16 protein-coding genes and 3 pseudogenes are annotated in these 26,859 nt (G+C 38.3%); 3 read left to right on the forward strand and 16 right to left on the reverse strand.

Annotation, left to right across the window (positions count from 1 at the left end; genetic code table 11):
- Positions 1-723 precede the first annotated feature (723 nt).
- From R2B72_RS13195 to R2B72_RS13220, 5 genes and pseudogenes are all read right to left on the reverse strand, one after another.
- Complete coding sequence (locus R2B72_RS13195) at positions 724-2,316, reverse strand: hypothetical protein (protein ID WP_318617082.1); 1,593 nt, start codon at positions 2,314-2,316, stop codon at positions 724-726.
- Positions 2,317-2,532: 216 nt separating this feature from the next.
- A pseudogene (locus R2B72_RS13205) lies at positions 2,533-3,392 on the reverse strand (DUF3387 domain-containing protein); the annotation flags it as partial.
- A 144-nt stretch (positions 3,393-3,536) separates the two neighbouring features.
- The gene (locus R2B72_RS13210; protein ID WP_318617084.1) at positions 3,537-4,565 is read right to left on the reverse strand and encodes a macro domain-containing protein; all 1,029 of its coding nucleotides are present in this window, start codon (positions 4,563-4,565) and stop codon (positions 3,537-3,539) included.
- A 13-nt stretch (positions 4,566-4,578) separates the two neighbouring features.
- On the reverse strand, positions 4,579-5,196 hold the full coding sequence (locus R2B72_RS13215; RefSeq protein WP_318617085.1) for a DUF4433 domain-containing protein: 618 nt from the start codon (positions 5,194-5,196) through the stop codon (positions 4,579-4,581).
- Between the two features lie 271 nt (positions 5,197-5,467).
- Positions 5,468-6,322: pseudogene (locus R2B72_RS13220) on the reverse strand (type I restriction enzyme endonuclease domain-containing protein); the annotation flags it as partial.
- A 201-nt stretch (positions 6,323-6,523) separates the two neighbouring features.
- Here R2B72_RS13220 and R2B72_RS13225 point away from each other — a divergent pair.
- Complete coding sequence (locus R2B72_RS13225; RefSeq protein WP_318617086.1) at positions 6,524-11,305, forward strand: AAA domain-containing protein; 4,782 nt, start codon at positions 6,524-6,526, stop codon at positions 11,303-11,305.
- A 51-nt stretch (positions 11,306-11,356) separates the two neighbouring features.
- Here the strand turns inward: R2B72_RS13225 and R2B72_RS13230 are convergent, their stop codons facing one another.
- Genes R2B72_RS13230 through R2B72_RS13250 form a run of 5 tightly spaced genes read right to left on the reverse strand, consistent with a single transcriptional unit; the run spans position 11,357 to position 20,439 of the window.
- Entirely contained in the window at positions 11,357-11,584 is a 228-nt protein-coding gene (locus tag R2B72_RS13230) for a YdbC family protein (protein WP_318617088.1), read from the reverse strand.
- Positions 11,585-11,605: 21 nt separating this feature from the next.
- A complete protein-coding gene (locus R2B72_RS13235) occupies positions 11,606-14,599 on the reverse strand; it encodes a type III restriction-modification system endonuclease (RefSeq protein WP_318617089.1) in 2,994 nt (997 codons plus the stop codon).
- A 14-nt stretch (positions 14,600-14,613) separates the two neighbouring features.
- Positions 14,614-16,443 carry a site-specific DNA-methyltransferase gene (locus R2B72_RS13240; protein WP_318617090.1) on the reverse strand — a complete coding sequence of 610 codons (1,830 nt, stop codon included), beginning with the start codon at positions 16,441-16,443 and terminating at the stop codon, positions 14,614-14,616.
- Complete coding sequence (locus R2B72_RS13245; protein ID WP_318617091.1) at positions 16,444-17,205, reverse strand: DUF4391 domain-containing protein; 762 nt, start codon at positions 17,203-17,205, stop codon at positions 16,444-16,446. It abuts the gene before it with no gap.
- A gap of 9 nt (positions 17,206-17,214) precedes the next feature.
- Positions 17,215-20,439: a helicase-related protein gene (locus R2B72_RS13250; protein WP_318617092.1), complete on the reverse strand. Its 3,225-nt coding sequence runs from the start codon at positions 20,437-20,439 to the stop codon at positions 17,215-17,217.
- A 178-nt stretch (positions 20,440-20,617) separates the two neighbouring features.
- On the opposite strand from R2B72_RS13250, the gene R2B72_RS13255 reads away from it, so the two are divergent.
- The gene (locus tag R2B72_RS13255; protein ID WP_318617093.1) at positions 20,618-20,980 is read left to right on the forward strand and encodes a helix-turn-helix transcriptional regulator; all 363 of its coding nucleotides are present in this window, start codon (positions 20,618-20,620) and stop codon (positions 20,978-20,980) included.
- 242 nt (positions 20,981-21,222) lie between these two features.
- Here R2B72_RS13255 and R2B72_RS13260 read toward each other — a convergent pair whose 3' ends face one another.
- The 3 genes from R2B72_RS13260 to R2B72_RS13270 form a co-directional block, all read right to left on the reverse strand.
- The gene (locus R2B72_RS13260; protein ID WP_318617094.1) at positions 21,223-22,350 is read right to left on the reverse strand and encodes a DUF4145 domain-containing protein; all 1,128 of its coding nucleotides are present in this window, start codon (positions 22,348-22,350) and stop codon (positions 21,223-21,225) included.
- 123 nt (positions 22,351-22,473) lie between these two features.
- Positions 22,474-22,650, reverse strand: a complete 177-nt coding sequence (locus R2B72_RS13265; RefSeq protein ID WP_318617105.1) for a DUF1963 domain-containing protein — start codon at positions 22,648-22,650, stop codon at positions 22,474-22,476.
- Between the two features lie 101 nt (positions 22,651-22,751).
- Positions 22,752-23,627 carry a DUF3895 domain-containing protein gene (locus R2B72_RS13270; RefSeq protein WP_318617095.1) on the reverse strand — a complete coding sequence of 292 codons (876 nt, stop codon included), beginning with the start codon at positions 23,625-23,627 and terminating at the stop codon, positions 22,752-22,754.
- A gap of 195 nt (positions 23,628-23,822) precedes the next feature.
- Between R2B72_RS13270 and R2B72_RS13275 the strand changes: the two genes are divergently transcribed.
- Positions 23,823-24,149: a nucleoside triphosphate pyrophosphohydrolase gene (locus tag R2B72_RS13275; RefSeq protein ID WP_318617097.1), complete on the forward strand. Its 327-nt coding sequence runs from the start codon at positions 23,823-23,825 to the stop codon at positions 24,147-24,149.
- A 210-nt stretch (positions 24,150-24,359) separates the two neighbouring features.
- On the opposite strand, the pseudogene R2B72_RS13280 reads toward R2B72_RS13275, so the two are convergent.
- The 3 genes and pseudogenes from R2B72_RS13280 to R2B72_RS13290 all read right to left on the reverse strand — a co-directional run.
- A pseudogene (locus R2B72_RS13280) lies at positions 24,360-25,753 on the reverse strand (DEAD/DEAH box helicase).
- Between the two features lie 102 nt (positions 25,754-25,855).
- The gene (locus R2B72_RS13285) at positions 25,856-26,347 is read right to left on the reverse strand and encodes an LURP-one-related/scramblase family protein (protein WP_318617099.1); all 492 of its coding nucleotides are present in this window, start codon (positions 26,345-26,347) and stop codon (positions 25,856-25,858) included.
- Between the two features lie 192 nt (positions 26,348-26,539).
- The coding region (locus tag R2B72_RS13290) for a conserved phage C-terminal domain-containing protein (protein ID WP_318617100.1) at positions 26,540-26,859 on the reverse strand (320 nt) is incomplete at its 5' end.

Genomic DNA, 26,859 nt, shown 5'->3' on the forward strand with positions numbered 1-26,859 from the left:
GGTAAAGACCTTCGTGTATATGATGAAAAGAAAATTGCGCCTCTGATTGCGCGGATGCCGATGAGCATCAGAGGGATTTTGTATGAATGGACGAGAGGATTTAGATTGCATGGATATTTTGGGAGGAAGGCGGCGGTGATTTATTGACATAAAAGGAACAACTTCCGAAGAGAGGTTCAGATACAAAATCATCCTGAAATTTTGGTAGCGCCTTCTTTTTTCATTGTCAAAATGGTAAACTCAGGATTGCAGCGGCATCTAGCGGATGGACGGTTGGCACTCCCTTGAGAAAGGGGGTGTTTATATGGTGACTTACGCGGCAATGAACATGCTATTTCAATTCGGCATATTCCTCGAGACAGCGGCAACAGCCGTTATTGTGACGATTGCTCTTTGCACCAATAGAAAAAAGTAACCACCCTCCGCTAACGTCCAAGTAAGCAGGGTGATTACTCTTTAGAAACACTCTTCAACTGGCCGACCGCTCTTCTTGCGGTATGTCAGCTGCATTGATCGGACATTTCCTGATGTTCGGTCTTTTTTTATTATATGTTTATTTTACCACACTCATACGAAACAAACACTCATTTGGATTAATTTCAAGGTACCTATCAGATGATTGTCATAGCACCATCGGCTAATCTTTGCTGAAGTGTATTATATTGTCTAATGAATCCTAAATACAGGTATTTAGAAAATAAGTCAAGCCCGATAAAAAATTCTCTACATGGTTTTAATGCTACTATACATACTTTCTAATGTTTTTTTCATATTTGTATTCTTACCACAAAAGAAAAATGGAATATTATTTATCGATGAAATCATTTTGACTTTGTTAAACATGGAGTGGCTATTAAAAGATTCGTTAAAGAAAATCACATCCATGTTGATTAGACAATGTAAATCCCTTCCAAGTTCATCAGGCTCTATGAATTGACAATTGGGAAGATAGGTCTTTAAGTTATTTTGCCAGTTTATATTACCACCAATGATTGCACATGTTTTTTTAATAATATAATTGGCTAATTCATTCTCAGTTAAAACTACTTGTTTTTTCACTGTATTTAACATATTGATTTGCTGTATCAAATTGTTATTTCTATTTTTATAAGCCTCATTTTCTTTAAGTAACATCTCAAATTGTTTTTCTTGTTTTATAAGGTTCTTTTCAGCAACATTTAATTTCCCCAGTACCTCGTCATATTTATTTTCTAAAAATTTGTATTGGTTTCTGCAAATCCCCTGCTCTTCCTCTATATTTTTTTTCTTTTCTAGATATTCGTTTTTCAAATGTTGGAGTTCTGTTAGTGTTTCTTCATGTGAGGTAATAAGAAGATCTTGCTTAGCTAAATTATATTCTTGAATTAGTGAATAATAAATAATATACATGCCAAATAATTCATCAATATTTATTTTTAATTTCATTTCTTCTTTAACAAGAAAACAAAGTGAAAGAATATCTATTAGTATAGGCTGTGTTATAGTAGTAATATTTTGTAAATCTATTGCGTCTATATTATATCTATATAGTAAATTAGCTGCTATATTTATACCCCTAAAAAAATCCAATTCCTCTGACAAGGAATTAAAAGTTTCATTGTCATCTAAAGGTATTCCCCTTGTTTTCGCCATTTGTAATTTAAGAAAATGGTTAATTGCTGTTATAGTATCGTTTAAAGGGAGTTTATAACTCTTTTTGGTAAGGCAAATAGAGCGGTATTGTTCAAGATAATGTCGGGCTTCATTATTTTTATCCAAAAACAAATTACCATTTACAGGAAATAACACTTGTGAAATAGACTCTTTTAACATTCTAATATCAAAATCATCATATTCAATAATCTTATCGAATTTATTGCAAATAAACAGAGCGATACCAAAAATATATGCTGAATTCACAGTTTTATCATGTTCGTTTTTTCTTGTAATTTCAAGATTTTTATCTCTCAATTTATAGAAATTCACTTTTTTGTTGTTTGAAATATATTGAAAAACAAACCTATAACCACTTTTAACCATTTTCATAGTGAAATCTTGGTGTGTATTGAATGCCTTCTCAATCAAATAGATCCCTATGAATTGTTGAATTGCTTTTTGGTTAGAGAATGACCGTTTTTTTATTCTATTATCCATGTAATAGTTCGAGTTTTTATAAGCTAGATAATAAAGTTCCTTATTTTCATTATACTTTTTTGATATATCATTTTGAATATTTTGTCTAGAGCCAACAGCTAATAATATTAACAATTCAAAATCTAAAATTTCTAGCTTCCCTATAAATGATTTAGTATCACTGATTTTTAGTTGACCATTCATGATAAGCATCTCCTTATTATTAAGTCATCCAAGTATAACTTCGATTATTATATGATAGTTTTTCAATTAATAACTTACTTGTGACCGCTAGTTATCATTCCAGGAGTATGGTATACAGTCATGAAATTATCAATCAGACTCCACTATTTTTCTCAACTGCAAAAACCCCAGCATCCATTTCTGAATACCAGGGCCTTAAATCAATCCTATAAAGTTCTAAACTTCCATCCCACCAGCCATCAACTCCGCCTGCTTCACCACAGTCTCCACCGCCAACTTCTGCAAATCAGGTGGATAACCGTACTTCTTCAGCAGCCTTCGAACGGTGATCCTCATCTTGGCTCTCGCGGAATCGCGTAAATTCCAGTAGATACTATTATTTTCTTTGATCGCCTTCGTCAACTCATGCACAATCACTTTCAAGATGTCGTCACCTAATACTTGTTTAACATATCCGTGAATTTTTGCGCCTTTACTAGGTTTGTTCGTTGCACGTTTTTCACTTTGCCTTGCAGCAAACGATTCAATAGCTCGACCGCCAAATTCTTCTGTGGCAATGCTCGTACTTCTTCTAAAAATTCATCGGACAGAATCGAAATGTCAATATTTTCGATACCGAGTGAGGTGTAAATATCAATTACTTCGTCGAAAATAACGGATTTTGAATTGAGCTGGTTTAGCTGCGCGTCGATTTGCGAAGAGGTCTTTTTCGCTCCTTCTATGGGAATCAGTTTTACAATTCCAGCTTTCACTGCTTTGAAAAATCCGATTTCAGCATTCAACTCTTGCGCTTCTGGCTCTGTTGCACACAGTGCGAATGCTTTACCCAATTCCGTAACCACTTGCATAAATCGTTTCTTCTCTTCTTCGCCAAGTCCGATAACAAAATCTATCGTCTGCGTAATGGCTTTCATGCGCGCAGATGGTTTATCGGAATGAAAATCATCGTAGCAATGCTTATACAGCATGTCCTGAATAATCTTGAATTTCTCCAGCATGATATCTACTTCGAGTGACGTATCGAAACCTGTATTGCCGCGGTCACTATCAGTATACTGCTTCAACGCTTCTTTCAAGCGAAAAAACGTAGCACTGCATTCCTTCAACAGGCTTCGAAGCTACGTTTTTTTCTGGTTTCTATTTAATTTATTCATCCACAGAACTAAATCATTTTTACTTACTAGCATGCAACGTTATTGAGTTCCTAAAATTTTAAATCACTATGCAAGATTTATCGATATAAGGTAATGCCATACTTTCTCAATATGTTTTGCTGTGAATAATTCCTTCTTACGCAAATTCCAATTTTGGATTTGTTCTGTCACAAAAGACAAATCCTGTGACTGTTCTGGATTTTGCTTCATCACCCAATGTACGGTTGAAAGCAGTTCCATACCATAAGGAGTTTCAAAACCATGAATGATTTTTTTCACTTTCCTCAAACGCTCAAATGATTCCGGGTCATTTTGAAGAAACTTTACTGCCTTATCAGAGGCTTCTTCTAACAGATAAATATCCGCTCCCCTAGTTCGGTCACCATATCCCCGAATGAAATGACCTTCTATTCTCTGCAATACATGATTCAAATTGTCTGCATAAGGTCCATATTTGTTCTTTTCAAAACGTAACTTCATAGGTTCTCCGACTTCTTGAAGAAAATAAGCCAATTTTTGAATTTCCAAATGGGAAAGGCGATAACCTGGAATTGAATAACTATCCATCAATGATAGGAGCAGTGCACGTCCCTTTGTCATTTGTGGTGGTTTTGTACCAATCTTCATTTGGTCTTGGGGCGGAGCACCTGCCGGAGCATATAAATGAACCTTCACTTGTTCATTTTTAAAGGCCTGCTCAATTTTTGGTAGTACAACACTCCATTCAAGCCCACCGTTTCCACAACCTAGAGGGGGAATCGCAATGGACTGAATGCCTAACTCTTTTACTACTTTAACTAAATCCATTAGTCCAGACTCGATATAGTCTATTTGGGAAGGATCTCTCCAGTGCTTTTTCGTTGGAAAATTAATCACATACTTTGGATTTGTCAATCCATCGACTGCGACAACATGCATACTTCCAACTTCTACAAGTCCCTGTTTACAATCTTTCGCATACGTTTTGAAAACATCGGGAAAAGCCTGTTTGAACTGTAATGCAATTCCTTTTCCCATCACGCCTACTGTATTAACTGTATTGACGTATGCCTCCGACTGATCTTCAAGCAAGTTTCCAGTTAATAAAACAATCATTCCATTCACCTCCTTAGTAATAGAATTGCGGTCGAATATATACGGGTTTATCAATTTGATACAATTGTAAAAGTGCCTCTAGTTCCTCTTTCATTGCTTCATCCTTCACAGCAAAACCGATAAATACGTCTAGTGGAACTTTTCGATGGACAAGAAATTCAGCTTGCCGTCTCCGTTTTCGATCAGGATCGTCTTCAGTATCAGCCCGATACTTTTCCTCCATGATTGCCCAATCAACTTCATCCAAATCATTCAACTGTGCGTAAAATTCGGATAGGAACATAATCGCGTGACCATCAGTAAAAACATACAGTAATCCATTCTGATGTAATATGGCTGTTTTAGTTACAAAGTAAACGATTTCTCGTTGATTAATACCACTATTGAGTATCGAATACAGCATTGGAGAACGTTCAGCAAAATAAAAAGGAACATATTCGTGCAAATCCCCATTTGGTGGTAACGGGACAACAGTTCCTGATCTGCGAAACTGAATATCTGAATTAGCAATATCTCGGTATGAAAGTCCCTTCGCGCCGATCTCTGAATAAGCTAATAACCCCTCATTTTCGAGAATAGAAGGGATGTTCTTAATATGCGTCATATGAAAAAGAAGTTTATTGGTGTCCATATTTCACGTCCAGCCTCTTCAATACTATTTCTCGTCCGCCTTACTATATCTTTCATTTTATCATATGCAACAGACATTTACTCAACAATACGTTAATGCTGCTGTAAACGGTACATTTGTTGATAGTGTTATCTGTCCAAGACTTGATGGCTATACTGTCAATTAGAGTCTATTGAAAGGAAAATCTAATACCATTTACCTATTTACCCCATCCGAAATACCCCAGCATCCATTTCTGAACACCAGGGCCTCAAATCAATCCTATAAAGTTCTAAACTTCCATCCCACCAGCCATCAATTCCGCCTGTTTCACCACGGTATCCACCGCCAACTTCTGCAAATCAGGTGGATAGCCGTACTTCTTCAGCAGTCTCCTAACTGTAATCCTCATCTTGGCTCTCGCGGAATCGCGTAAATTCCAGTCGATGCTCATATTCTCCTTGATTGCTTTCGTCAGTTCATGTGCAATCACTTTCAAGATGTCGTCACCCAATACTTGTTCAGCGGTATCATGTGAGGCTAGCGCATCATAGAAGGCCACTTCTTCTTTGATTAACCCCGATGCTTCGCCTGCTTTATAGGAATCATTCATTTCTTTCGCGAGTGCGATTAGTTCTTCGATGACCTTAGATGTTTCAATCGCACGTTTGTTATATTTATTGATGGCATTGTTCAGCATATCCGTGAACTTTTGTGCCTTTACCAGGTTCGTTCGTTGTACGTTTTTCACTTTTCCTTGCAGCAAACGGTTTAAAAGCTCGACTGCCAAATTTTTCTGGGGCAAGGCTCGTACTTCATCTAAAAACTCATCGGACAGAATCGAAATGTCAGGATTTTCGATACCTAGTGATGTATAAATATCAATCACTTCATCAGAAATGACAGATTTTGAAATAAGCTGGTTTAGCTGTGCGTCGATTTGCGAAGAGGTCTTTTTCGCCCCTTCTACAGGAATTAGTTTCACAATACCTGCCTTCACCGCTTTGAAAAAGCCGATTTCAGCATTCAACTCTTGTGCTAACCCACCTGGCTTATCCCTAAATACCCGGTTGACTCGTGCAATGGCCCGCATCAGGTTCTGTCCGCGCAAGAGGGGTTCAATATACATAGTACTCATTGAAGGCACTTTATGTCGGTATCTGGCACCTTTTTCAAAGCTAGAGCTTTAAATTAAGTATTATGAAGCTCAAAATGGACATACTACTTGTCTCCAAACCACCTATAACGATATCTCTATTTTTCTGATACGGGTCCATATACATGGTATAATCCCCTTAGTACTAGCTATACTTTTCACCAAATCATCAAAAATCCCGGAGGTGATAGAATGCATCCAATCCCGTTAAACCATAAAGTTTCAAATCTCATTCAATATATAAGTGAGTTGGCACAGCTTAAAAACAAGCCCATCTACTCGCATAAAAACTATGAAGACGTTCTTTGGGTTGATCGCATACCACTAGAGAAAGAATGCCTTGATGCGTTTAGAAATGATTCCGATAACTGGTTATATGTAAAAAAACCGACATTCCCTACTTTACCGGTTGTTCCAAATGAAATTCAAGAGTGGATTATTATCGACTCGAACCGCGGTACAATATCTGTTAATAAAAGTATCGTTGTTAAGTTAGATACTACGGATGAAGGTGAACAAGTCACTGAAGAGATTTCCCTCAAAGACTCACCACATATCGAAAAGGAAATCAAACAATTTCAAGATGGTCTCTGGAAATCCTATCGAGAAGAATATGAGCGTGTTAACGGCATTCAATCGCTATACGACCAACTCTATAAAATTCACCAAGAGTTACACAACAATTCCGAGCTACTTGAACTTGTGGTGAGCGTTGGTTTACTGCAATGGAAGCAAGATGATAAAAATACAGTCGAAAGACACTTACTCACTTCAGAGGTAGAATTGCAATTCAATAAAGAGCGTGCAGAAATGACAATCGTTCCTTCTTCCAAGGGGATTCATTTTGAATTTGAAGAAGATATGCTACTTGTAGAAGACCGACTTTCTGGGGACGATAATAAAGAAATACAGTCTTTGCTGAATGCGTATCATCAAGAAAATACGATTGGCGAAAACTTCCCTACACTACTCACTCACATAGTCAATGCGCTCGATTCGCGTGGTACATACATGGATGCAATTGACATTCCAAGCAGTTCGCCTGGAGGGCCACTCATTTCTTTATCACCTGCGTTTATTTTAAGAAAAAAGTCACAAAAGAGCTTTCAATTTGCTTGTGATACAGCCGTCGAACAACTGAAGGAAATGGATGATTCGTCTGTTCCAGAAAATATGGTTAATATGTTTGGGCGGTTGGTCAACGCCGAAGATGAAAATCAAATAGATGACACGGTATTTCATCCAGCTCCAGAATTTTATTTCCCATTAGCCTCTAATGAAGAACAAAGCAGAATTATTTCAACACTCAACAACAAGAGCAGTGTACTTGTTCAAGGACCTCCCGGCACTGGTAAAACACATACCATCGCCAATTTAACGTCACATTTGCTGGCGACTGGGCAGCGTGTATTGATCACAAGCCAAACAGCGAAAGCCTTAAGTGTATTAAAGAGTAAACTTCCTAAAGAACTTCAAAATCTTTCAGTTAGCCTACTCGACGGCAATTCCGCTTCCATGAAAGACTTGGAAAAAGTCGTTTCCACCATTTCGGTCAATAAAGAACGGTTTGATCTTATTGAAATGGCTTCAATGATCGAAAAGAAAGAAACTACACTAAAGAGACTAAAAGAAGAGTTGAATAAAACGAAAACAGAACTCATGGAAGTCCGTGAAACGGAGACGTATATCCATACATTTTTCCCACCCTATTCTGGGACTGCCCAACAGATTGCTATCCAATTGAACGCGGATGCAGCGCTATATGACTGGTATACGACACCTGTCAATAGCGACACAGCCGATTCGTATCGATTCAAGGAAAAGGAACTCGTTTCCCGTTTTATTGAATTAAAGAATACGAATATGGAAGTACCAGTAGGCTATGATCAATTTGACTACCCTGCCCTATCTATCGATGTGAATCACATTGTTCAGGATATGAAAGAGGAATTAAACCTAAAATCGCAATATGAATCGTTGGCTGGAAATGAAGTATCTGAACTTCAAAGATATCTAGCAGGTCTTTCGGATAATGAGACGACAACACTTCAGGCATCACTATCCCGTTATAATGATTTGTTAAAATCACTTCTATTCAATACATATCCTAAGCTAAAAAAAGTCATCCAGGATATATTCGAAAATCGGAGTCATCTGTGGGATAAAATTCAACAGGATCTAACTGAGCACTTAGCTGTAATTGATGAAGTAAAAAATGATTTTGATCTGAATCTTGTTTCAGTTGACGATATTTCAACAGCCTCTTTAAAAAAGATGGCGGAAGACTTAGCCTTACATTTTGCAGATGGTGGTACGATGGGTAACTTCCTCATTCAGCCCAAAATTGTCAAGCAATATAAGCCTACTTTGCAAAAGGTCACTTACAACGGCTTACCGATTAAATCTGAAGAAGACGTCAAGAAAATACATGCCTATGCACGTACACAGTATGCCTATGAAAATATAGAAAAATTAGTCGTTCCACATCTTCTGGAGGAAAAACCATTTGTCGAAGACCTGGCCTTTACTGAATATGAAACGATCTTATCCCAATTAAATGAAGCACTACAGATTCAACAATGGAGATCTACCGTATTAAGCGATGTCACTAGTCTCACTGCTGATATTTTTAACGAACAACTAGTCCATTCATTGAAAGCCAATATTGAACTGTTCTTTGTTAAGAAGGCACTACAGCAAAATTCTGAACAACAACGTGTTGCGACGGCAACTATTGAAAATGGACTGACTGAAAAGGTACATCCACTGTACTCAGAGATCATTGCAGCTTTGAATGAACGCAAAATTGAAGACTTACAAGCTCTTTGGCCACAATATGAGCATTTTCAACAGGTGATGAATCGCGACAATACCGTTAAGTCAATTGCCGCTGAGATTGCCAACGCATCTCCAGTACTGTTGGAACAGCTAGAATCGACCTCTCAACAGCCGATGTGGACTCAACGGCTAGCCATTTGGGAGAAGGCTCAATATTGGAAGCAACAAAAAAATTGGCTGTATGATTTTTCACGAATAGACGAAGCAGCTCTTTCAGCAAAATTTGATCAGCTTGAAAAAGAAATCGGCGAAACTATTACTGAAATTGGTACAGCAAAAGCATGGATTAGCATGTTGAGTACCATGACTGATTCCCAATCTAGACATTTGAAAGCATGGGCCCGTTCCGTCAAAAACATTGGGAAAGGCACTGGAAAAAATACTCCACGTTATATCGCAGAAGCTCAAATGCATATGGAACAATGTAAAGATGCCATCCCAGCTTGGATTATGCCACTTAACCGGGTGTTCGAAAACTTTGAAATCCGTCCTGGCCTTTTCGACATCGTCATTGTCGATGAAGCGAGTCAATCTTGGCATGATGCCCTACTGCTCAAATATCTGGCAAAGAAAATGATCATTGTCGGGGATGATAAACAGATTAGTCCGAGTATCATTGGTATCCAAGTGGATGATATTCATAAATTGACGAACAAATACCTAAAACCAGTCGGGTTTGAATTTGCAGATTCGCTAAATGAAAAAAATTCGTTTTTCGATGTAGCTTACATTATGTTCAAAGAAACCATCACACTTCGCGAACATTTTAGATGTATGCCAGAAATCATTGGCTTTTCCAACCGGATTTCATACCCAAATAGTCCGTTGATTCCATTAAGGCAATACCCTGCCAATCGATTGGAGCCCATTATATCAAGGTATTTACCGCATGGTGTCCGTGAAGGTACCTCCCAAACTGCCTCCAATGAAGTGGAAGCAGATGCAATCGTTAAAGAAATCCAGAATTGCATCAACAATCCGCAATACGCTGGAAAAACAATCGGGGTTATCTCACTACTTGGTAATAACCAAGCGAAACTCATTCAGAATAAACTAATCGCCGTACTCGGTGCAGAACTGATGGAAGAGCGCAAAATCATTTGTGGGGATGCATATGCATTCCAAGGAGATGAACGTGATGTCATTTTCCTATCAATGGTAGCTTCGTTAGGTGAAACAAGATTGACAGCACAGGTTGCTGATTCCGCTAGACAACGTTACAACGTCGCCGTCAGCCGTGCCAAAGATCAGCTTTGGGTCATGCACTCTATCTCGATGAATGATATCACTAACCATGATTGCTTACGTTTCCAGCTACTCACATACATTGCTAATCCTTTAAAAGAAGAAACAGAGGCGAATCGTCTAAAATGCGAGAGTAAATTCGAGGAAAGTGTATTTGATGCCATCGTGGCAAAAGGATACCGAGTCATCCCACAATACGAAGTAGCTGGTTTTAGAATGGATCTTGTCGTACAGGGCGAACAATCGAAACTTGTCGTAGAATGTGACGGCGACTATTGGCATACATCCGTAGAAGACCGAGAACGGGATTTCCTACGGGAACGTTTATTGCAAAGAGCTGGCTGGAAATTCTGGCGGGTACTCGGTAGCACCTATTACAATAACCCAGAAAAAGCGCTTGAGAGTTTATGGGCTATGCTTGATGAGATGAATATTAGGCCGTATGATGAATGGGCTAATTCTGCACGGACAGCTGCTGTTGAATACACACGTCCGGTGGTAGATGATGTTCTAGTTACGCCGATAAGTCAGAATCCTTCACCTATCGTCTCGAGTGTAACTACACAACAACCGTACGAAGAACAAGTTGACCAACCTTCATTTGTTGCTACTGATGAATCAATTGCAGTCGTAAACAAGGTCATTACAGAAACAGCACAAATAAAGCCAGCTGATAATCCAATCGCCATAGTACTAGTAAAATTGGATGAGCTTGGACTCGAAATAGTCGACAATCGTCATAAATCGGAAACACTTTACGTGATTGGTGGCAAAGAGTTAGAACAAATGTTATATGCTTATCGTGATCAAGGAATCGCTTTTAGTAGGATGATGAATGGGAACAAAAGTACAGGTTTTCGGCCTGCTTGGTATGCTAAAATAAAAGCGTGAAAAAAAGAGCAATTTACAAGTCGTAAAGGCTTGTCGATTGCTCTTTTTAAATTATTCAAGTTCCCCCAACTTCAGCAAACTATCTTTCAATACCTGCAACTCACTCAACGTGTACGTCGAACCTTTCCCCATCTTCTTATGATCCTCCGACCAATCACGGATATCATAGACGGGATCCCGGTCATTCCAGCTAATCAGATTCAATTCTTTCTTCCATCCTTTATTACCTTCCGATAAAACCGAGATTGTTTTAATAATGTCAAATTTGATTTCAGCCATGGTGATCACCTCTTTTTCCGTTCAATATTTAACCTTCTCTTTAAACTCCTCATAACTATCCGAAACCCTGTAAGCGACCTCCGATTGCAATGCCTCGAAATGCTTCTCTCCACATTTGATTTTGGCACTTTCTCTTAAGCGTAAGCCATCTAACTCGATTGTACCTTTTGTTTCAATGACAAAATAGAGTTTTTCTACACCATCTTTGTCCAACAATATCGCCCAGTCAGGGTTGTAATTGCCAAGTGGCGTTTCGATGATAAACGACGAAGGTAATTTGACATATAGCTTGACGTCCTCGTCTTTATCAAGATCTTCTGCAAATGATTTTTCAACAATAGAATCATATTGAATATAATTGTAGAGAGACTTGTCCCCCGAAACTTCTAGTGCATTATTTTTCAGGTAGCCAATCAGTTCCTGTTCCTCGAAGAGTGTTTGGGAGAAGTATTCATGTTCTCCTATTTTCTCATACTTGATGCCGTCAACAATCATATTTTGTTTCTCTTTATTGATGATTTTCACGACTGCTTCCATAAATGCCTGCGGATTCTTTTTGAAATCATCTAAACGGCCAGACCCCACTAAGATATCGATTAAAGTTTTCCGTTTTAAGGTTGTATAATCTTGGAGGTAACGAAGAATATCCGGCATTTTTCGTTTCTCGTCTTCCAGTTCAATAACCCTGAAGCCTTTACCTTCTCCAGTCACACCTTTTCTTTCTGTATGAATATCCGCTTTTTCAGTGCGAATTTTCCGAGCTGAAACCTGGTCCATTTTCTTAATCTTGTCAACGGATTTTTCGATTAATTTCTCTGAATCGAGTGATACGGAATAAGTCGTTTTATACTTAATCCGGTTCCATAAATCATTGAATTCATCTGTTAGCAATACTTGTTTATTCAACTGAAGCTCCACACGGTCATCTTTTTTGAAGATAGGCAGCTTTTTAAAGGCCTTGCCAATAATTTCAGTTATTCCATACTGCAACTCAAGAAATTCAACGGGAACTTCAAAGCTTTCTTCAGTGATTTCCTCTTTCAGCTTGTCTTTAATCTCTCCACTTTTTGAAATGTAACTTTCTTTCACTAAATAAGCATACACTTCCGCGGATCTTTCATAACCAATCTCTTTTTCTTCACCTGTTTCTTCATCAGCGACAGTCAGTGTTGCAAATACATGTTCTTCGATGAAACCGAATTTCACGCCAGTCTCTTCTTCCATCTCTTTTTGAAGACTTTCAGCAAAGTCATGGTAAGATTCGTTGGCAATCACCGTTAAAATATTCAAATTTTTATCGTATTGGCGTTTGCCATCCTGATTGACCGGCAATCTTAATCCACGACCAATTTTTTGTCGTTTTGTAAAGGGATCTTTTGATTCGACGAGCGTACAAATTTGAAAAACGTTTGGGTTGTCCCAGCCTTCTTTCAATGCAGAATGAGAAAAGATAAAGCGTAATGGTGTTTCAAAACTTAACAGCTTTTCTTTTTCTTTCATGATTAATTCAAATGTAGATTCATCGTCTTTGTTACTTCGAAGTTCACCAGACTTTGAAATGGAACTATTCTTGTACTGCCCCTTTTTGTCTTTTGAGAAATAGCCATCATGTACTTCTGATGCAGATTGTTTCGCAATATACTTATCCTCTTCAAACAATGTATGATACTTAGGAAGTTTAATAAGTTCGCTATACTCTTCTTCAAAAATAAGCGCATATTTCCCTTTTTCGGACTGTGAACCTTCGGGATAAAGACGGTAATTCTCCACTCTATCAATAAAGAACAGACTTAACACTTTGATACCTTTATGAATAAGTGACAATTCTTTATCCAAATGTGTGCGTATCGATTCTCTAATTTGCAACCGTTTAAGTTGCTCATCATCGAGTCCACCAATGACACCGCCGATTTTCAGATACTTGCCATTCGAGAACTCTATCGATTCATTTCCAGGCTCTGCATTTATTCCTTCCAGAATATATCCTTTATATAATTCGCGTTCTCCAGATATTGTGAATAAGTTATTTTTGCTACCCGGATTAATTTCCTTCACAACACGCTTTACTGTACCATTCTTTTTCTGTTCGTCGATTTCGACTTTTGCCTTATAGCCGCCTGCATTAGAAACGCTGACCAACTTAAGATATGGATCATTATGATCGTCTTCTGATGTGACAGATAACACTTCAATCTTCTTTACAAGGTCCTGCTCATATGCATCCACCGGATCTAGTTTATAGACGAGATTATACGTTTCTTTATGCGTTGCCGAGAAGCGTAGCTTGTATAAAGGGTTGAGTGATTCAATCGCTTTTTTCGCTGTAGCTGTATTATCTACACTTTGTGGTTCGTTAATGATGACAATTGGATTTGTTTCTTGGATGAATTGAATCGGCCTCATACCATTCATCGTGTCACGCTCACGGTGAATTAGATTCGCTTTCGTTTCCTTTTCAGGATCGTCAAAACTTTTACGGAATGCGTCAATATTAATAATCATCACTTCAATATTGGTACTCGTCGCAAAATCACGTACTTGCTCCAAGTTAGAAGAATCATATTTGAAGTAATGACAGCTTTGTCCTGGATATTCGTCTTTGAAATGTGTCTCTGTCATTTGAAGGGATTTGTACACCCCTTCTCTGATAGCAACACTTGGAACGACGATGATAAATTTCGTAAAACCGTATAATTTATTTAGTTCGAAAACGGATCGAGTATAGACATAGGTCTTCCCAGTACCAGTCTCCATCTCAACGGTAAAGTTCCAATCTTGAATGTCATTACTTAACTTTAAAAAATTAGCTTTCTGGACTTTCTGTACGTTTTCAAGTACATCGAGTGCAGATAGTTCTAAGTTATTACGTACGCCAAGGGAAGTAACTTCTGAACCGACAATATTCCCCATGCTCACTGTAAAGTTTGAAACGTTGCTTGACTGCCCTTTGAACAAATCGGTAATCGATTGGACGGCATCATGCTGATATTGCTGCTTATCAAATTTGATTTTCATATGTTATGCCCTCCTTAGATGACCCGAATGTCCTGAACACCATTTCGTTTCAAAATCTGCTCCGCATTAATTTTCACTTCATCTGACTCAAAGCCATTGTCTAAAAATACCATGCGTTCACAATCAGGATAGTTCGAAACAAGTTGTTCAATATCTTTAGTCGATAAGTTCTGTTCAAGACAGACAACAAGATAGCCCATACCTACAGAAAACGCTGTAACATTTCCAACTTTCTCTTCTTCAATTGGAACTGTCAAATCAAGTCCATACTTCAACAAGATTTCATATAGCACATCCTCTTGCGAACTTCCTTCTTTTACAGCTCCTTCAAAGAAAAGAAGATGGTCTTCGATATTTTCTGCTTCCTCATCCCAGATTTTCAAGTTTGTTTCGTCCAGTTTGAATACCTTGAAGCCTACATCAATATTTTCGATTCCTTCCTTGGCTTTGTTGTCTTCTTTGATTTTCTGCCCCGCACGACGGATTCGTTCTTTGCCAATTTCGCATATATTTTTGTAGCCGGCTTTATATGCTGTTGAATTATCATTAACAATTTCCGGAAGTTGGACTAGGATGGATTTTCGATTCCCTTGATCTTCCACGTTTAGTGATATTAGAGCATGAGCTAAAGTTGCCGAACCTGAGAAAAAGTCTAAAACTATATCATCCTTTTTAACGTTACCTATCGTAGCTAAAAGCTTTATAAGTTTTATTGGTTTCGGTGTATCAAATACATTTTCTTCAATTATTTCTTTCAATTCATATTTTGCTACTTTATTATCATCTGCTTTATCTCTTGGCAACCAAGTTTCCGGTGTTATCCCTTGTTTTACCTCTGATAAAAATCTTTTTTCCATGGGACGCCCAGTATCAGATTTACCAAATGTAATTCGATTATCAGTTAACAACTCCAGCAATCTTAATTCATTTACTACCCACGCCCTACTAGCCGGGGGATAAAAAACATCTCCTTTAGGTCCTTTTATTGGGTAATCGCCACTTTTACTATAAGTTCTAGCGGATAGATCACTTGCTCTCCATGGTCCCCTTGGATCATTATCGGGATTAGAAAAAGCCGAAGTTTGCTTTTCATTTCGCGGTATTAGTCCCGGAGTCCAATCTGGAAAACATTTCGCATAACACAATATATACTCATGGGTATCCGATATACTATTAGAATCGTTTGCTGGACCGTATTTTTTTTGCCAAACTAAGTTTGCGACAAAATTCATTTCCCCGAATACCTCATCACAAATTTTCTTCAAGTTCGTTTGTTCATTGTCATCAATACTAATAAAAATAACCCCATCGTCTTTCAATAAACTTTTCGCTAATTTCAATCTCGGATACATCATATTCAACCAATCTGTATGATAACGTCCATTTGTTTCGGCGTTTGATTTATAACTTTCATCCATCGTTTCTTTATAGTTTTTCACATTATCATGAAAATTATCTTTATACACAAAATCTTTCCCTGTATTATAAGGCGGATCAATATAAATCATTTTCACTTTGTTCCGATAAGAATTCTGAAGGAGCCTCAGAACTTCAAGGTTATCCCCTTCTATGTACAAATTCTGCGTCGTATCCCAGTCAACACTTTCTTCTTTGCAAGGACGCAGTGTTCCAGTCGATTGTTTTTGTGCCATTTGAATAGCTTCTGTTTTTCCATTCCATGTGAATTCATAGCGTTCTTTCTCAGTTTCAATATGCTCACCGAGTGTTAGCTGCAATTTTTCAAAATCAATCTTCTCTTCCGTAAACACTTCTGGAAATAGTTGCTTCAGTTTTCCGATATTATCTTGTACAACATCTATTGTCTTACCATCTAACTTCTCCATTTATCTTATCTCCTTTAATTCTTCAATCTCTTTTTTCATTTGCTGTTCACTACGTTTTAATTTCATATGCCAGTCCATTTTTTCATTAAATTCAATGGCTTTCTTTTGCTCTCTTGTATAACCAAGAATTTCATTTTCAAGGTCTTCGATAAAATTTATATTTTGTAGTATCTGTTCTCTATTTACAGTGGATTCGAGATACGTTCCTACGAATTGAATTGCATGTGACAATTGGATATTGTTATGAATCCAGTCATATCGTTTGTATAAGTCGCTAAAGGGCAACTTGCTAAAAACTGTTGCATCTAACAGTTTTTCGTATCCATCTCCGTCTGTTAAATTGAATGGTTCGGTTGATTTTATTAGTTCACTGACAACCTTTGAGTCATCCTGCAAATTCAATCGCTTATGGCAAGTACTTAGAACAAGCTTTTCTCCTGGCAATCCAATGATTAGGAACACTGGATTTGGGAATATTGCATGGAACAGCTTGATCAGCTGCTCCACTTTTGTCGTTGAACGCAATTGAACGTACAAGCAAAGTATTTCTTCATAGCGGTACTGCTCGGACCTAAATGCAGGTATATTGGTGCTTTGTTCATTCAAAACAGCTAAAATGTATATTCGTTCAATTTCAGATGTTAAGTAGTCTTTTTCTTTCGAGGTCAATCCACCAGATTGTGCAATTGTATCTTTGGCTAGAATCTTATTAATGATAGATTTCCTAGGGAACTCGAATCTTTTAATCAATTCATCTTTCATGTCCTACACCTACTTAATTATTAAAAATGAAATGACTTCAAAATCATCTGTTGATGCTGCTACGTTTTGTAAAAGGGCTGATTGCCCCAATGAAAATAGGGAAGTCATACCTGTTTCTTCCACAACACCAAGTACGAATTCGGAGGCTTTTTTCAAAAGGCCTGTATATGGGGTCATATCTTCTTGAAAATTCGTTTCTTCATTAAATAGGGTAACTAGGTCTGTAAGGATACTTCTTTGTCCTTGGCAAGCTTTCCTAAAGAGATCCAATATCTGTTTCGTTTTGCTATGCCCTAGTTTTATGGTTCCATTTGGATTCATGTAGACCAGGAAAAATGGATACAGTGCGCTTTTCTCGTCTATTTTGTTACTTTCTTGTGTATGTCTTAAACAGAAAATGATTCCCTCTTCTTGGAATTCCTCTGGTAGCATTTCTTTATTGGCGATAGCGAACAAACTACGCTGCGCATTCGTCACTTCACCTTTATTCACTTCCATATAATCAATTAAGTCCATCTTGAAATCATTTAAGGTAAGATCCGTGATTGAAATGCTGCCTGATATATCTTCAAGATCAATGACCGTTTCTTGAAGTTGTTTCAATTGTTTTGCACGATATTCGAGATCATTCATTTTCTGACCCGTTGACTCATCAATGACATTTTCTTCACCAGTAGCGGAAATATCGAGTAAAATCATTCGCCCACTGACTCGCGCTTCTAGGCTGATATATTCTTCTAGTTCCATATTCGGCCAGAAGTTTACGAGTTGAATAACATCATTTTTGGAACCTAACCGATCCACACGTCCGAAACGCTGAATGATACGAACTGGGTTCCAATGAATATCGTAGTTGACAAGAAAATCGCAGTCTTGTAGGTTTTGTCCTTCTGAAATACAATCCGTTGCAATGAGTAAGTCAATTTCAGCCGTTGTGCCATCATCGATTTTATTGCGCTCTTTTGACAGCGGTGAAAAATGGGTCAAAACAGCATTCAATTCGGGTCGGAATTTTGGAATTGTCGTTTTATTACTACCTGAACCAACAACGAGCGCAGTTTCAAGACCATGCTCTTCTTTCAGCCAAGTCGATAGATGTTCATAGAGATAAGTAGCCGTATCTGCAAACGCTGTAAATACTAATACTTTCTTATTGGCTGGATTTAAAGGATTTTTAATCTTATCGGTTATCGCCTTTTTTAAATGGTTAAGCTTTGCATCACGTTCTTCTGTTATTTTTGCTGTTTCAATAAGTAAACCTTCTAATATTTTCTGGTCACTTTTTAAATCTTGTAGCCATTTAATACGGTCCACATCTTGTAAAAGCACCTTGACTTTGGACCCAATCAATTGGTCATCAAAGTCATCATCCTCAAAATTGATATCTTGTATAGACACATCTGTTTTAGCATTACTTTTTTGCGATTCTAACTTTACGACCAAGTCGTCAATCCGCTTTAATAGGCTGGATACCGTAAATCCGAATGAACTAATTGAACTTTCCATTCGCTTCAACATATTGACACGCATGAGATGAATTAAGCTCGATTCCCTATCTATTTGTTTAAAAACAGAACCGCCCTTTACTTGCATATCGTACTTCTGGCTATACGCTTCTTGTTTATCGGGAAGTACATACTTTAACGGTGCATATGCGCTTAAATTCAAACGATTGATAATCCGATTAACCTCACTAATTTTTGGGAAAGTCTCTTCTTCATCAATTTCCGCTTTAATATTAATGGGCTTTAGTCTGTCAGGGAATTTCCCGATTTCGCTCATATTGTAATACTTTTCAATATGTTTTCTTGAACGAGCGATCGTAAGCGTGTCTAACAGTCTAAAATAATCAAAGTTCAACATTTCTAATAAGCTTTCTGATGTCCGTTCCTTTTCACTAAATTTTAACCATCTATTAAAAATAGTTTGTGCGTTACGCAGTGTAGAATTGATACTGTCAATCCCTGTATCTTTCAACGCATCATCTTTACCTTCGGTGATGAACGCCACTTGGTTTTTCAAATCATTCATCTTGTTATTTACCGGTGTTGCTGACAACATAAGTACTTTTGTTTTTACACCAGACTGAATAATGTCTTTCATTAAACGTGAGTAGCGGGTTTCACGGTCTTTGCGGGTTGAGTTATTTCTAAAGTTATGTGATTCATCAATTACAACGAGATCATAATTTGCCCAGTTGATAGTAGAAAGATTTATGTCCCCGGAAATCCCTTCATATCTACTCAAATCGGTATGGTTCAGAACATCGTAGTTAAATCGATCTGCGTTCAAGCTATTTCGTCTGTCATTTTGCGTATAGACAAGCCAGTTCTCACGTAGTTTTTTGGGACAAAGTACGAGAACACGATCATTTCTTAATTCGTAATATTTAATGACCGCAAGTCCTTCAAATGTTTTCCCTAGACCTACACTGTCTGCGATGATGCAGCCATTGTATTTTTCAAGCTTGTCAATTGCCCCTACAACACCGTCTTTTTGAAACTTATAAAGCTTGTTCCAGATGACAGTATCTTTAAAACCTGTTTTCTCCTTAATGATTTCATCTTCCGAAAACTCTTCTACATATTCTTTGAAAATGTTATAGAGTGTGACGAAATAGAGAAATTCAGGTGTTTGGTCACGATAGAGAAGCTCAAGTCGTTTTAACAACACTTCCTTTATTGGCTCGATTTTGTTAGGGTCTTCCCATATTTCATCGAACCATTTTATGAAATCTTGTGTTTCAGATGTAGCTGTATTCATATGTAATGCGGGGGAACTGACAAAACCAAGTCCTTCAGCTGTGAAGCTTGAATTTCCTTGAATTGCGGCTCCTTCATTTTTTCTGTTTTGGGAAATGTAAACGTTCAATGCAGGCGAAGGTTCTACCATTGCTTTTACGTCTACCTTATTTTTGATCCAGTCGGCACATTCTTTGGCGATTTTAGCTTGGTTCAAATTGTTCCTTAGAAAGTATTCTTGTTGTGTACCAGACAACATGCTCTCTCTTTGTCTTGTGCCTTTGCCAGTATGTTCTTTTGCCTGTGTGAATGCTGGCTCTGAAAGTAGCAACCTAACAGACTCGATATCATTCAATTCTCTTTTCAAAAAGTCATAGGCATGAATACTAAATAACGAAGCCATGATGGATACTTTATAGCCTTTTTTCAAGTAAGGACTAACTGCATCACCGACAGTTCCGTTGCTTTTATTATCAAGCATTGTTCCAATCATTAGATTCACTCCATCTGTAGTAGGCATATGAAGGCCTTTTCTTTTTCGCCGCTTATAAATATTACATACAAAATCTCCTTAATGTACATTATAACGTATATTATAATATTATTGTCCGTTTTAACTGATAATCATTTCCCAATAAATTCTTTACCCTTTAATCAAGGGGTGATTGACAATGGCAGCGAGTTCAGAGCTCATCAAACTGGTGGGTGAACAATTGAAATTTATTCGAGAAGAAAAGGGGTTCAAGCAAGAGAAGTTGGCAGAAATGGCGGGCATTGCACACGCCCGTATTTCGGAGATTGAGACTTTTAAAAGTAATCCGACATTAGAAACACTGGACAAAATTATAGATGCACTAGACATTTCGCCGTTGGAGTTTTTCCACTATCAGAGGCTAAATACTGCCAACGATATCTCGAACAAAAAGCTCTTAATCGATATCCATCGAAGCATTTTATTGGAACGTGACCTTGGTGAGATTAAGTATGTGGTGAATACGACTAAAGAGTTTTTGGAGACGATGGATAAGAAATAGAAAAGTGCCAAGCAGACATCCAAATTAAATAACTGGATGTTTGCTTGGCACTTCTTGATTCACTTTAGTATTTTTTCCCCTATATATCATGGTACATTTGCCACAGGAAATCCCACGATACTTTTATATTTTGCAAATATCGTAGGAAGGATACTATTGGATGCAGTCCAACAAAATTGTGGTGAGTGCTTGATTGGTCAATTCAAAATACATTTTTTTACCTCCTTCTCAGATTCCCCATTTTATGCAAGTGTAGTTTGGAAGCACTTCCCCTTCAACTGCTCAAACAACTTCTCTACAGTCCCAATCCCAACATTCTCATACTTCGCAAGAATTACCAGTTCCTTTGGCAACTGCCCAACCGTCTTAATCTGATCCTCATTCAGTTGTCTCAATAAGCTTGGACTACCTGTAAACTCCTCCGCAGTAAATGGAATTCCAGAAAGTTCTTCTGTGACGACAATATGGTCTGCTTTATAGAAAAAAAACAATTCACCTGGACGCTCGACTAGAAGCTTTCTTCTAATTTTTTCTTCTTCAATATAGTTCTTCAATTCTTCGAACAAATTCTCTTCGTTCTTTTCATTAAAGCGTTTTACATGCTTGTGCAGACCTTCCAAATCATTCGGTAACTCACTCATAATCCGTGCTTGTTGTTCTGCACCTAATCTAATAAGAAACGTCTCAGATTTCTCAAATCGCTGTGGCAATAAAAACGCATCACGTAAAAAGTATGGAACATCGAGTGTTTGTCCCTTATATGTAAGTGTTCGGATTGTTGTAAAACCGGGTTGTTCAGGTTCTGCTGGTCTACTCGCTACAATAGTTGCTGCAGTTTCTTGATGTACCGGCTCTTCATTGGGCTTCTGAACAGAGGCTATTAAGAGTTCTTCAAGTGATTTGAGCCGAACTTCGAGTTCAGTGATATCATAAGCTCTTTCTGTTCGAAGCGTTGGATCTTGATAATCCGGAACAGTAAAATCTAATGGACCATACACTTCGACGTACCATTTGACAATTACATAGACGGATTCCCATGACAATAATGCTTCTGAATAGCGAAACATTCGGGCATCATGGGCTGCTTTATTACCAATTTGTCGAACATGATGAAGTGCGTCACGTACTTCAGCTGTTAAATAGCCTTTTTCATTGAGCAAATCAAGTCGTTCCTTTAAATTTGTCCATGGCTCGTCGGGAAGCTTTTCTTTCAGAATCACTTGTTGCAATATGTTTTCAACAAATACTCTTGCATGCGTAAGCATTGTACGCGGACTGGTAAATATACTGTTTTCAAGTTCACGGGCAACGTAGGCAAGTTCTTTAGATATGGGTTCTAGAAATTTATAGAAGTATGATTGATTGTCCATATGATATTTCCCCCAGTGATATGAATTTTTCTTTGTAATCTTATGTTATCATAACCCGATTACATAGACTAATTCCCTAATTCTCCAATCCAAGACTAACATACCAGCATATTTCAGATACCATCAATAACACTGGAGCGTAAACTTCACCTTCTCAAACTGCTTATCCTGCAAGTCATGTTTATCGATACAAAAGTAAAGAATCCCAACATCGCCCCACATGACATCTAACTTTTCATCGCTGTCCATTTGAAAAAGTAATACCATATCATTAGCCTCATTTGCTAGTTCTTTAACCATTCCGATTGAGGAAGCTGCGATTTTCAATAGATTCTCTTTTTTATGGACAAGATCATGTTCTTTCAATAACTGATCGATAGCTTGTGCTCCTTTACTGTTTGTTAACCGTTCATCCTTGCTTCATATACCCAATCCCGTATATCAAACTTCTGAAGTAAAACGACCTTCCCCTCACTAACTAATTGTTCCAAATATAGGACACAAAGAGGATACAGTTTCGAACGACCTGTTAAAAAACGCGCTGAATAGTGTCCAGCCTTGTGCAACTCCTCTGTGATGACCATCGCGCTGCCAATACCACTTTGTAGCATTCCTTCTACAAATGCTTTTTCGGAATCCGTTAATTCAAATGGACCATTGCATTTTGCTCCGTACATCGTATCTAATTCCCCAAAGATATTTACCGGCTTCGTGTGGTACTCTTTTTCCACTATTCTTTGTGAACGATTACTCGCCCATTCTTTCCTTTGCGCCTGCATGACAAGATCACTAAGCAACGCTTCTTCTTTCTTCGATAGTGGCAATCCCTCATCAAAGGTACTTCTCAGTTCATCTGGCAGCTCCAATGAGTCGGGGATTTGAATAGTAAGCGTCCAGTTGTCTAGTAATCTTTGCTCCACTTCTTCAATCTCGCGTTCTGCTGCATTCAAGTGTCTCTTAATTCCACCTATCACTTTATCAGAAAATCCTGTTTCTGCTTTCAGATGATGAATACCAAAATTGTGTATCTCTGCGGTCGACTGATTAGTGACTGTGTATTGATAGCGCAACTTTTTTCCACAGTCACATTTTAAAGTGCTTGTTTCTCGCCAGTTCGTTCCCGCATCTCGAAAATCAGTCAAATTCCAATCGCCAATCGTTTCACGATACTCACCAAGTGCCCGTTGAAAAGCCTCCATTTTCTTCTTTCTTTGATACTTTGCAACTTTTTTCTTATGTACTTCTGTTAAACTATCTGTTTCATACGTTTCTTCCATCAACTCCCACTCCTTCTAAATGGTTTGATTTTATTATATCAAATGTTTTCAGAATAATCTTTTTCCAATTGTGATTTGCTGAACTTTTTTTGACTTCTTATCCGCTAAAATCAATGAACTTTCTTTATTTATATGAAGGTTAACATGCTATCATATAATTAACAGTTTTTTATCTAAACAAATGGAGATAACCTCATGCCAATCTATAACAAACTTGTACGCGACAATATCCCAGCTATCATCGAAAAATCCGGCAAAACATTCACAACTCACTTATTAAACGACACTGAATACATAACAGAAATCAATAACAAACTAGGCGAGGAATTAGCTGAGTACTTGGAAACAACGACGACTGCCGACGCACTTGAAGAACTTGCGGATCTATTGGAACTCATTCATGCCGCCGCTGTCTATCATGGCTCTACTTTTGAGGAGCTTGAAAAGGTGAGAGTGGAGAAGGCCGTGCAACGTGGAGGATTTAATGAACGGATCTTTTTGCTGGAAGTAGAAGATGACTGAGGTACGTTTACTGACATCCAATTTAATCGATACTATCAGCACGCTGACGCGTACAACGGATAAACAGAGTAAGCAATTGCGCTAATAGACGAGAGCCAGTCACTGCAACCATTCGCGGAAGGACGCGAATGGTTGCAGTGGCCTGGCACCCGTGTGAGTAGATTGCATCAGTTTCAGCTTTGCACCTGCACACTTCCCCACTCAAACAAATCAGCTTTTAACCGCCTGACTAACCGTAAGCTTCTTCCCTTTAATCGTAGTCTCTTTCATCGCCTGCAAAACCAACAACCCCTTACCATTCAGCATATCAATATAAGTCAAACTATCCTCTATCGTAATCACACCAATATCATCTGCTGTTACTCCAGGAATCTTCGCAATCGTTCCAACAAAATCTACAGCCCGAAGCTTTTTCTTTTTTCCACCGTTGAAATGGAGCTTCATCATATTATTGTTTTTTACTTCCCGACGACCACCTAGTTTTTCCTCGAAAGCGTTTTTCCGTACAGGTATCTTAAAGCCAATGTAGGTTTCAATGGTTGCAAGGAGCTCGCTGTCAGCAGGCGTTGCAAACGTAATGGCCTTTCCTTTTTTACCAGCACGCCCGGTTCTGCCAGTTCGGTGGACATAGCTCTCCTTTTCCATTGGCATGTCGTAGTTGATGACAAGTAAAATATGCTCTACATCGATACCCCTTGCCGCCACATCGGTTGCCACGAGATAACGGAAATTGCCCATTTTGAAGCCATCCATCACCGCAAATCGATGTTCTTGTATGATTCCACCGTGAATTTTTTCACAGGAATAGTTGGATTTCTCCAACTCTGCAAACACAGTGTCCACTTGTCTTTTCGTTTTGCAGAAGATGATACAACTATCAGGGTTTTCACTACTAGTCACATTTTTAAGTAATGCCATTTTCCCTACTTCTTTTACTTTAATCACGCTATGTTCAATCGCACTCGTCGTGATTCCCGTAGAAGCAATCTGGATAGTTACAGGATTCTTCATATATTTAGAACAAAGATTCTCAACATTTGTAGGCCATGTAGCGGAAAAAACCATCGTTACTCTAGTGGAAGGCAATTTTTCAATAATCGCTTCCACTTGGGCAGCAAAACCCATGCTAAGCATTTCATCTGCTTCATCTATAATCAAATACTTTATGTCATCTACAATGATTGTTTCTTTGTCAATATGGTCCCTTACACGACCGGGTGTACCGACAACAATATGCGTTTTTGTTCCAAATCTTGCTGCTGTTGTGCGAATGATTCTTTGCCGTAAACCGCTATGGTTTTAATTCCTTTAACTCGGCCAATCGCTGCTACATCCTCTTGCACTTGAACAGCAAGCTCCCGGGTAGGTGTCAGAATCAATGCTTGTGGATTTTTCCCCTCCCAGTCAATCATTTCGCAAAGTGGGATACCAAATGCCGCCGTCTTGCCACTGCCCGTTTGAGATTTCACTACAAGATCCTGTTTGTCTAAGGCTCGTGGTATGACTTCACGTTGAACCTCTGTTGGCGTTTTATATTTCAATAAAGCAAGGGCTCTTGTGATGTCATCGCTTAATTGATAGTCTTCGAAAATTCTTTCACTCATGTATTTAACCTCGTTGTTTTAGTAGTTGATGTTGATTTTTCTATACAATTGAGTATAGCCTATCTAGTGACGTTTTCTATAATTGTAGATCGTACTTTTAATTCATCCCCCACCAGCCGCAGCAGCCTGGGCAGCTTTCGCATAATCAATCGCCACAACGAGTGCCACGAGGAGAGGCTCCATTTCATCATTCGCAATTTGCAACTGGTAGCTATCACCCCATGTAAACCACTTTTTACTGACAGCGCCAATCAGATTCCCATTTTGGTACACTTCGAAATTCATATCCCACCAATTTCCCCGTACTTCTATCCCTGCCGCATCGATTGTATAACGTGCTTTCAAAAAAGAAAATTGCTTTTTAATCATTACCGTTTCATGGCCGTGCACATCGACAAAAAAAGTCGGTAGGAAACTAAAGGTTTTTTTCGTAATCATCGCCACTTCCTGCCTGCCCGCATCCATAATGGAAAACGTCTTCGGTATTTGCATGAAGCTTCCTTCTACGAAATACACTTCATTCTCCTCTGCATCCTTCACTGAAAACTTGCCGCTTAGGCTAAATACTTTTTGCTTAATATACAGCTGTCTCATGTAATCCCCCCGTATCGAAAGACTATGTTCAGTCAATCCTTATATCTTTCATACGATACTGACGAAGAAACGTTTCAATTTTGGAGGAGTTTCTTTTTTGCGCCACACTTGTAGAACCTGTCATCGCTTAAAAATACATTCGCGCCAGCATCGACCCTAACACACTTTTTCAATCTATTCATGACGCCCCCTTCACGTCTCCCCTTTGCTAAAGTCTAATTCGAATGGCTTTGGCGGACCGCTTGCTGGTGACTTGATGCCCCTCGACTCTTCCAAATAGTTTTCAAAATTCGTCGCATTGAATAACGTGGAAGGACGTAAATACTTCTGCCAACGTGGATCATCCAGCCATTCTCTCGCTTTCGTATCAATGACTTTTTGGCAATCAAATACCGAATACCCTTCACGCAAACGCGCTGTCACTAATCGAGCTGTCGCCTTTGAAGACGCATTAAATTGCTTAGTTGTTTTGTCATTCAAATAATCAATAACAGATACAACGTCGAGTTCAT

It is taken from the genome of Sporosarcina sp. YIM B06819 (genome assembly GCF_033485175.1).
Taxonomy (GTDB): Bacteria; Bacillota; Bacilli; order Bacillales_A; family Planococcaceae; genus Sporosarcina.

Excerpts from the sequence above, each read along its gene's own strand:
- R2B72_RS13195 (WP_318617082.1), bottom strand. The coding sequence starts at position 2,316 with ATGAATGGTCAACTAAAAATCAGTGATACTAAATCATTTATAGGGAAG.
- R2B72_RS13210 (WP_318617084.1), bottom strand. The coding sequence starts at position 4,565 with ATGATTGTTTTATTAACTGGAAACTTGCTTGAAGATCAGTCGGAGGCA.
- R2B72_RS13215 (WP_318617085.1), bottom strand. The coding sequence starts at position 5,196 with ATGGACACCAATAAACTTCTTTTTCATATGACGCATATTAAGAACATC.
- R2B72_RS13225 (WP_318617086.1), top strand. The coding sequence starts at position 6,524 with ATGCATCCAATCCCGTTAAACCATAAAGTTTCAAATCTCATTCAATAT.
- R2B72_RS13230 (WP_318617088.1), bottom strand. The coding sequence starts at position 11,584 with ATGGCTGAAATCAAATTTGACATTATTAAAACAATCTCGGTTTTATCG.
- R2B72_RS13235 (WP_318617089.1), bottom strand. The coding sequence starts at position 14,599 with ATGAAAATCAAATTTGATAAGCAGCAATATCAGCATGATGCCGTCCAA.
- R2B72_RS13240 (WP_318617090.1), bottom strand. The coding sequence starts at position 16,443 with ATGGAGAAGTTAGATGGTAAGACAATAGATGTTGTACAAGATAATATC.
- R2B72_RS13245 (WP_318617091.1), bottom strand. The coding sequence starts at position 17,205 with ATGAAAGATGAATTGATTAAAAGATTCGAGTTCCCTAGGAAATCTATC.
- R2B72_RS13250 (WP_318617092.1), bottom strand. The coding sequence starts at position 20,439 with ATGATTGGAACAATGCTTGATAATAAAAGCAACGGAACTGTCGGTGAT.
- R2B72_RS13255 (WP_318617093.1), top strand. The coding sequence starts at position 20,618 with ATGGCAGCGAGTTCAGAGCTCATCAAACTGGTGGGTGAACAATTGAAA.
- R2B72_RS13260 (WP_318617094.1), bottom strand. The coding sequence starts at position 22,350 with ATGGACAATCAATCATACTTCTATAAATTTCTAGAACCCATATCTAAA.
- R2B72_RS13265 (WP_318617105.1), bottom strand. The coding sequence starts at position 22,650 with ATGGTTAAAGAACTAGCAAATGAGGCTAATGATATGGTATTACTTTTT.
- R2B72_RS13270 (WP_318617095.1), bottom strand. The coding sequence starts at position 23,627 with ATGGAAGAAACGTATGAAACAGATAGTTTAACAGAAGTACATAAGAAA.
- R2B72_RS13275 (WP_318617097.1), top strand. The coding sequence starts at position 23,823 with ATGCCAATCTATAACAAACTTGTACGCGACAATATCCCAGCTATCATC.
- R2B72_RS13285 (WP_318617099.1), bottom strand. The coding sequence starts at position 26,347 with ATGAGACAGCTGTATATTAAGCAAAAAGTATTTAGCCTAAGCGGCAAG.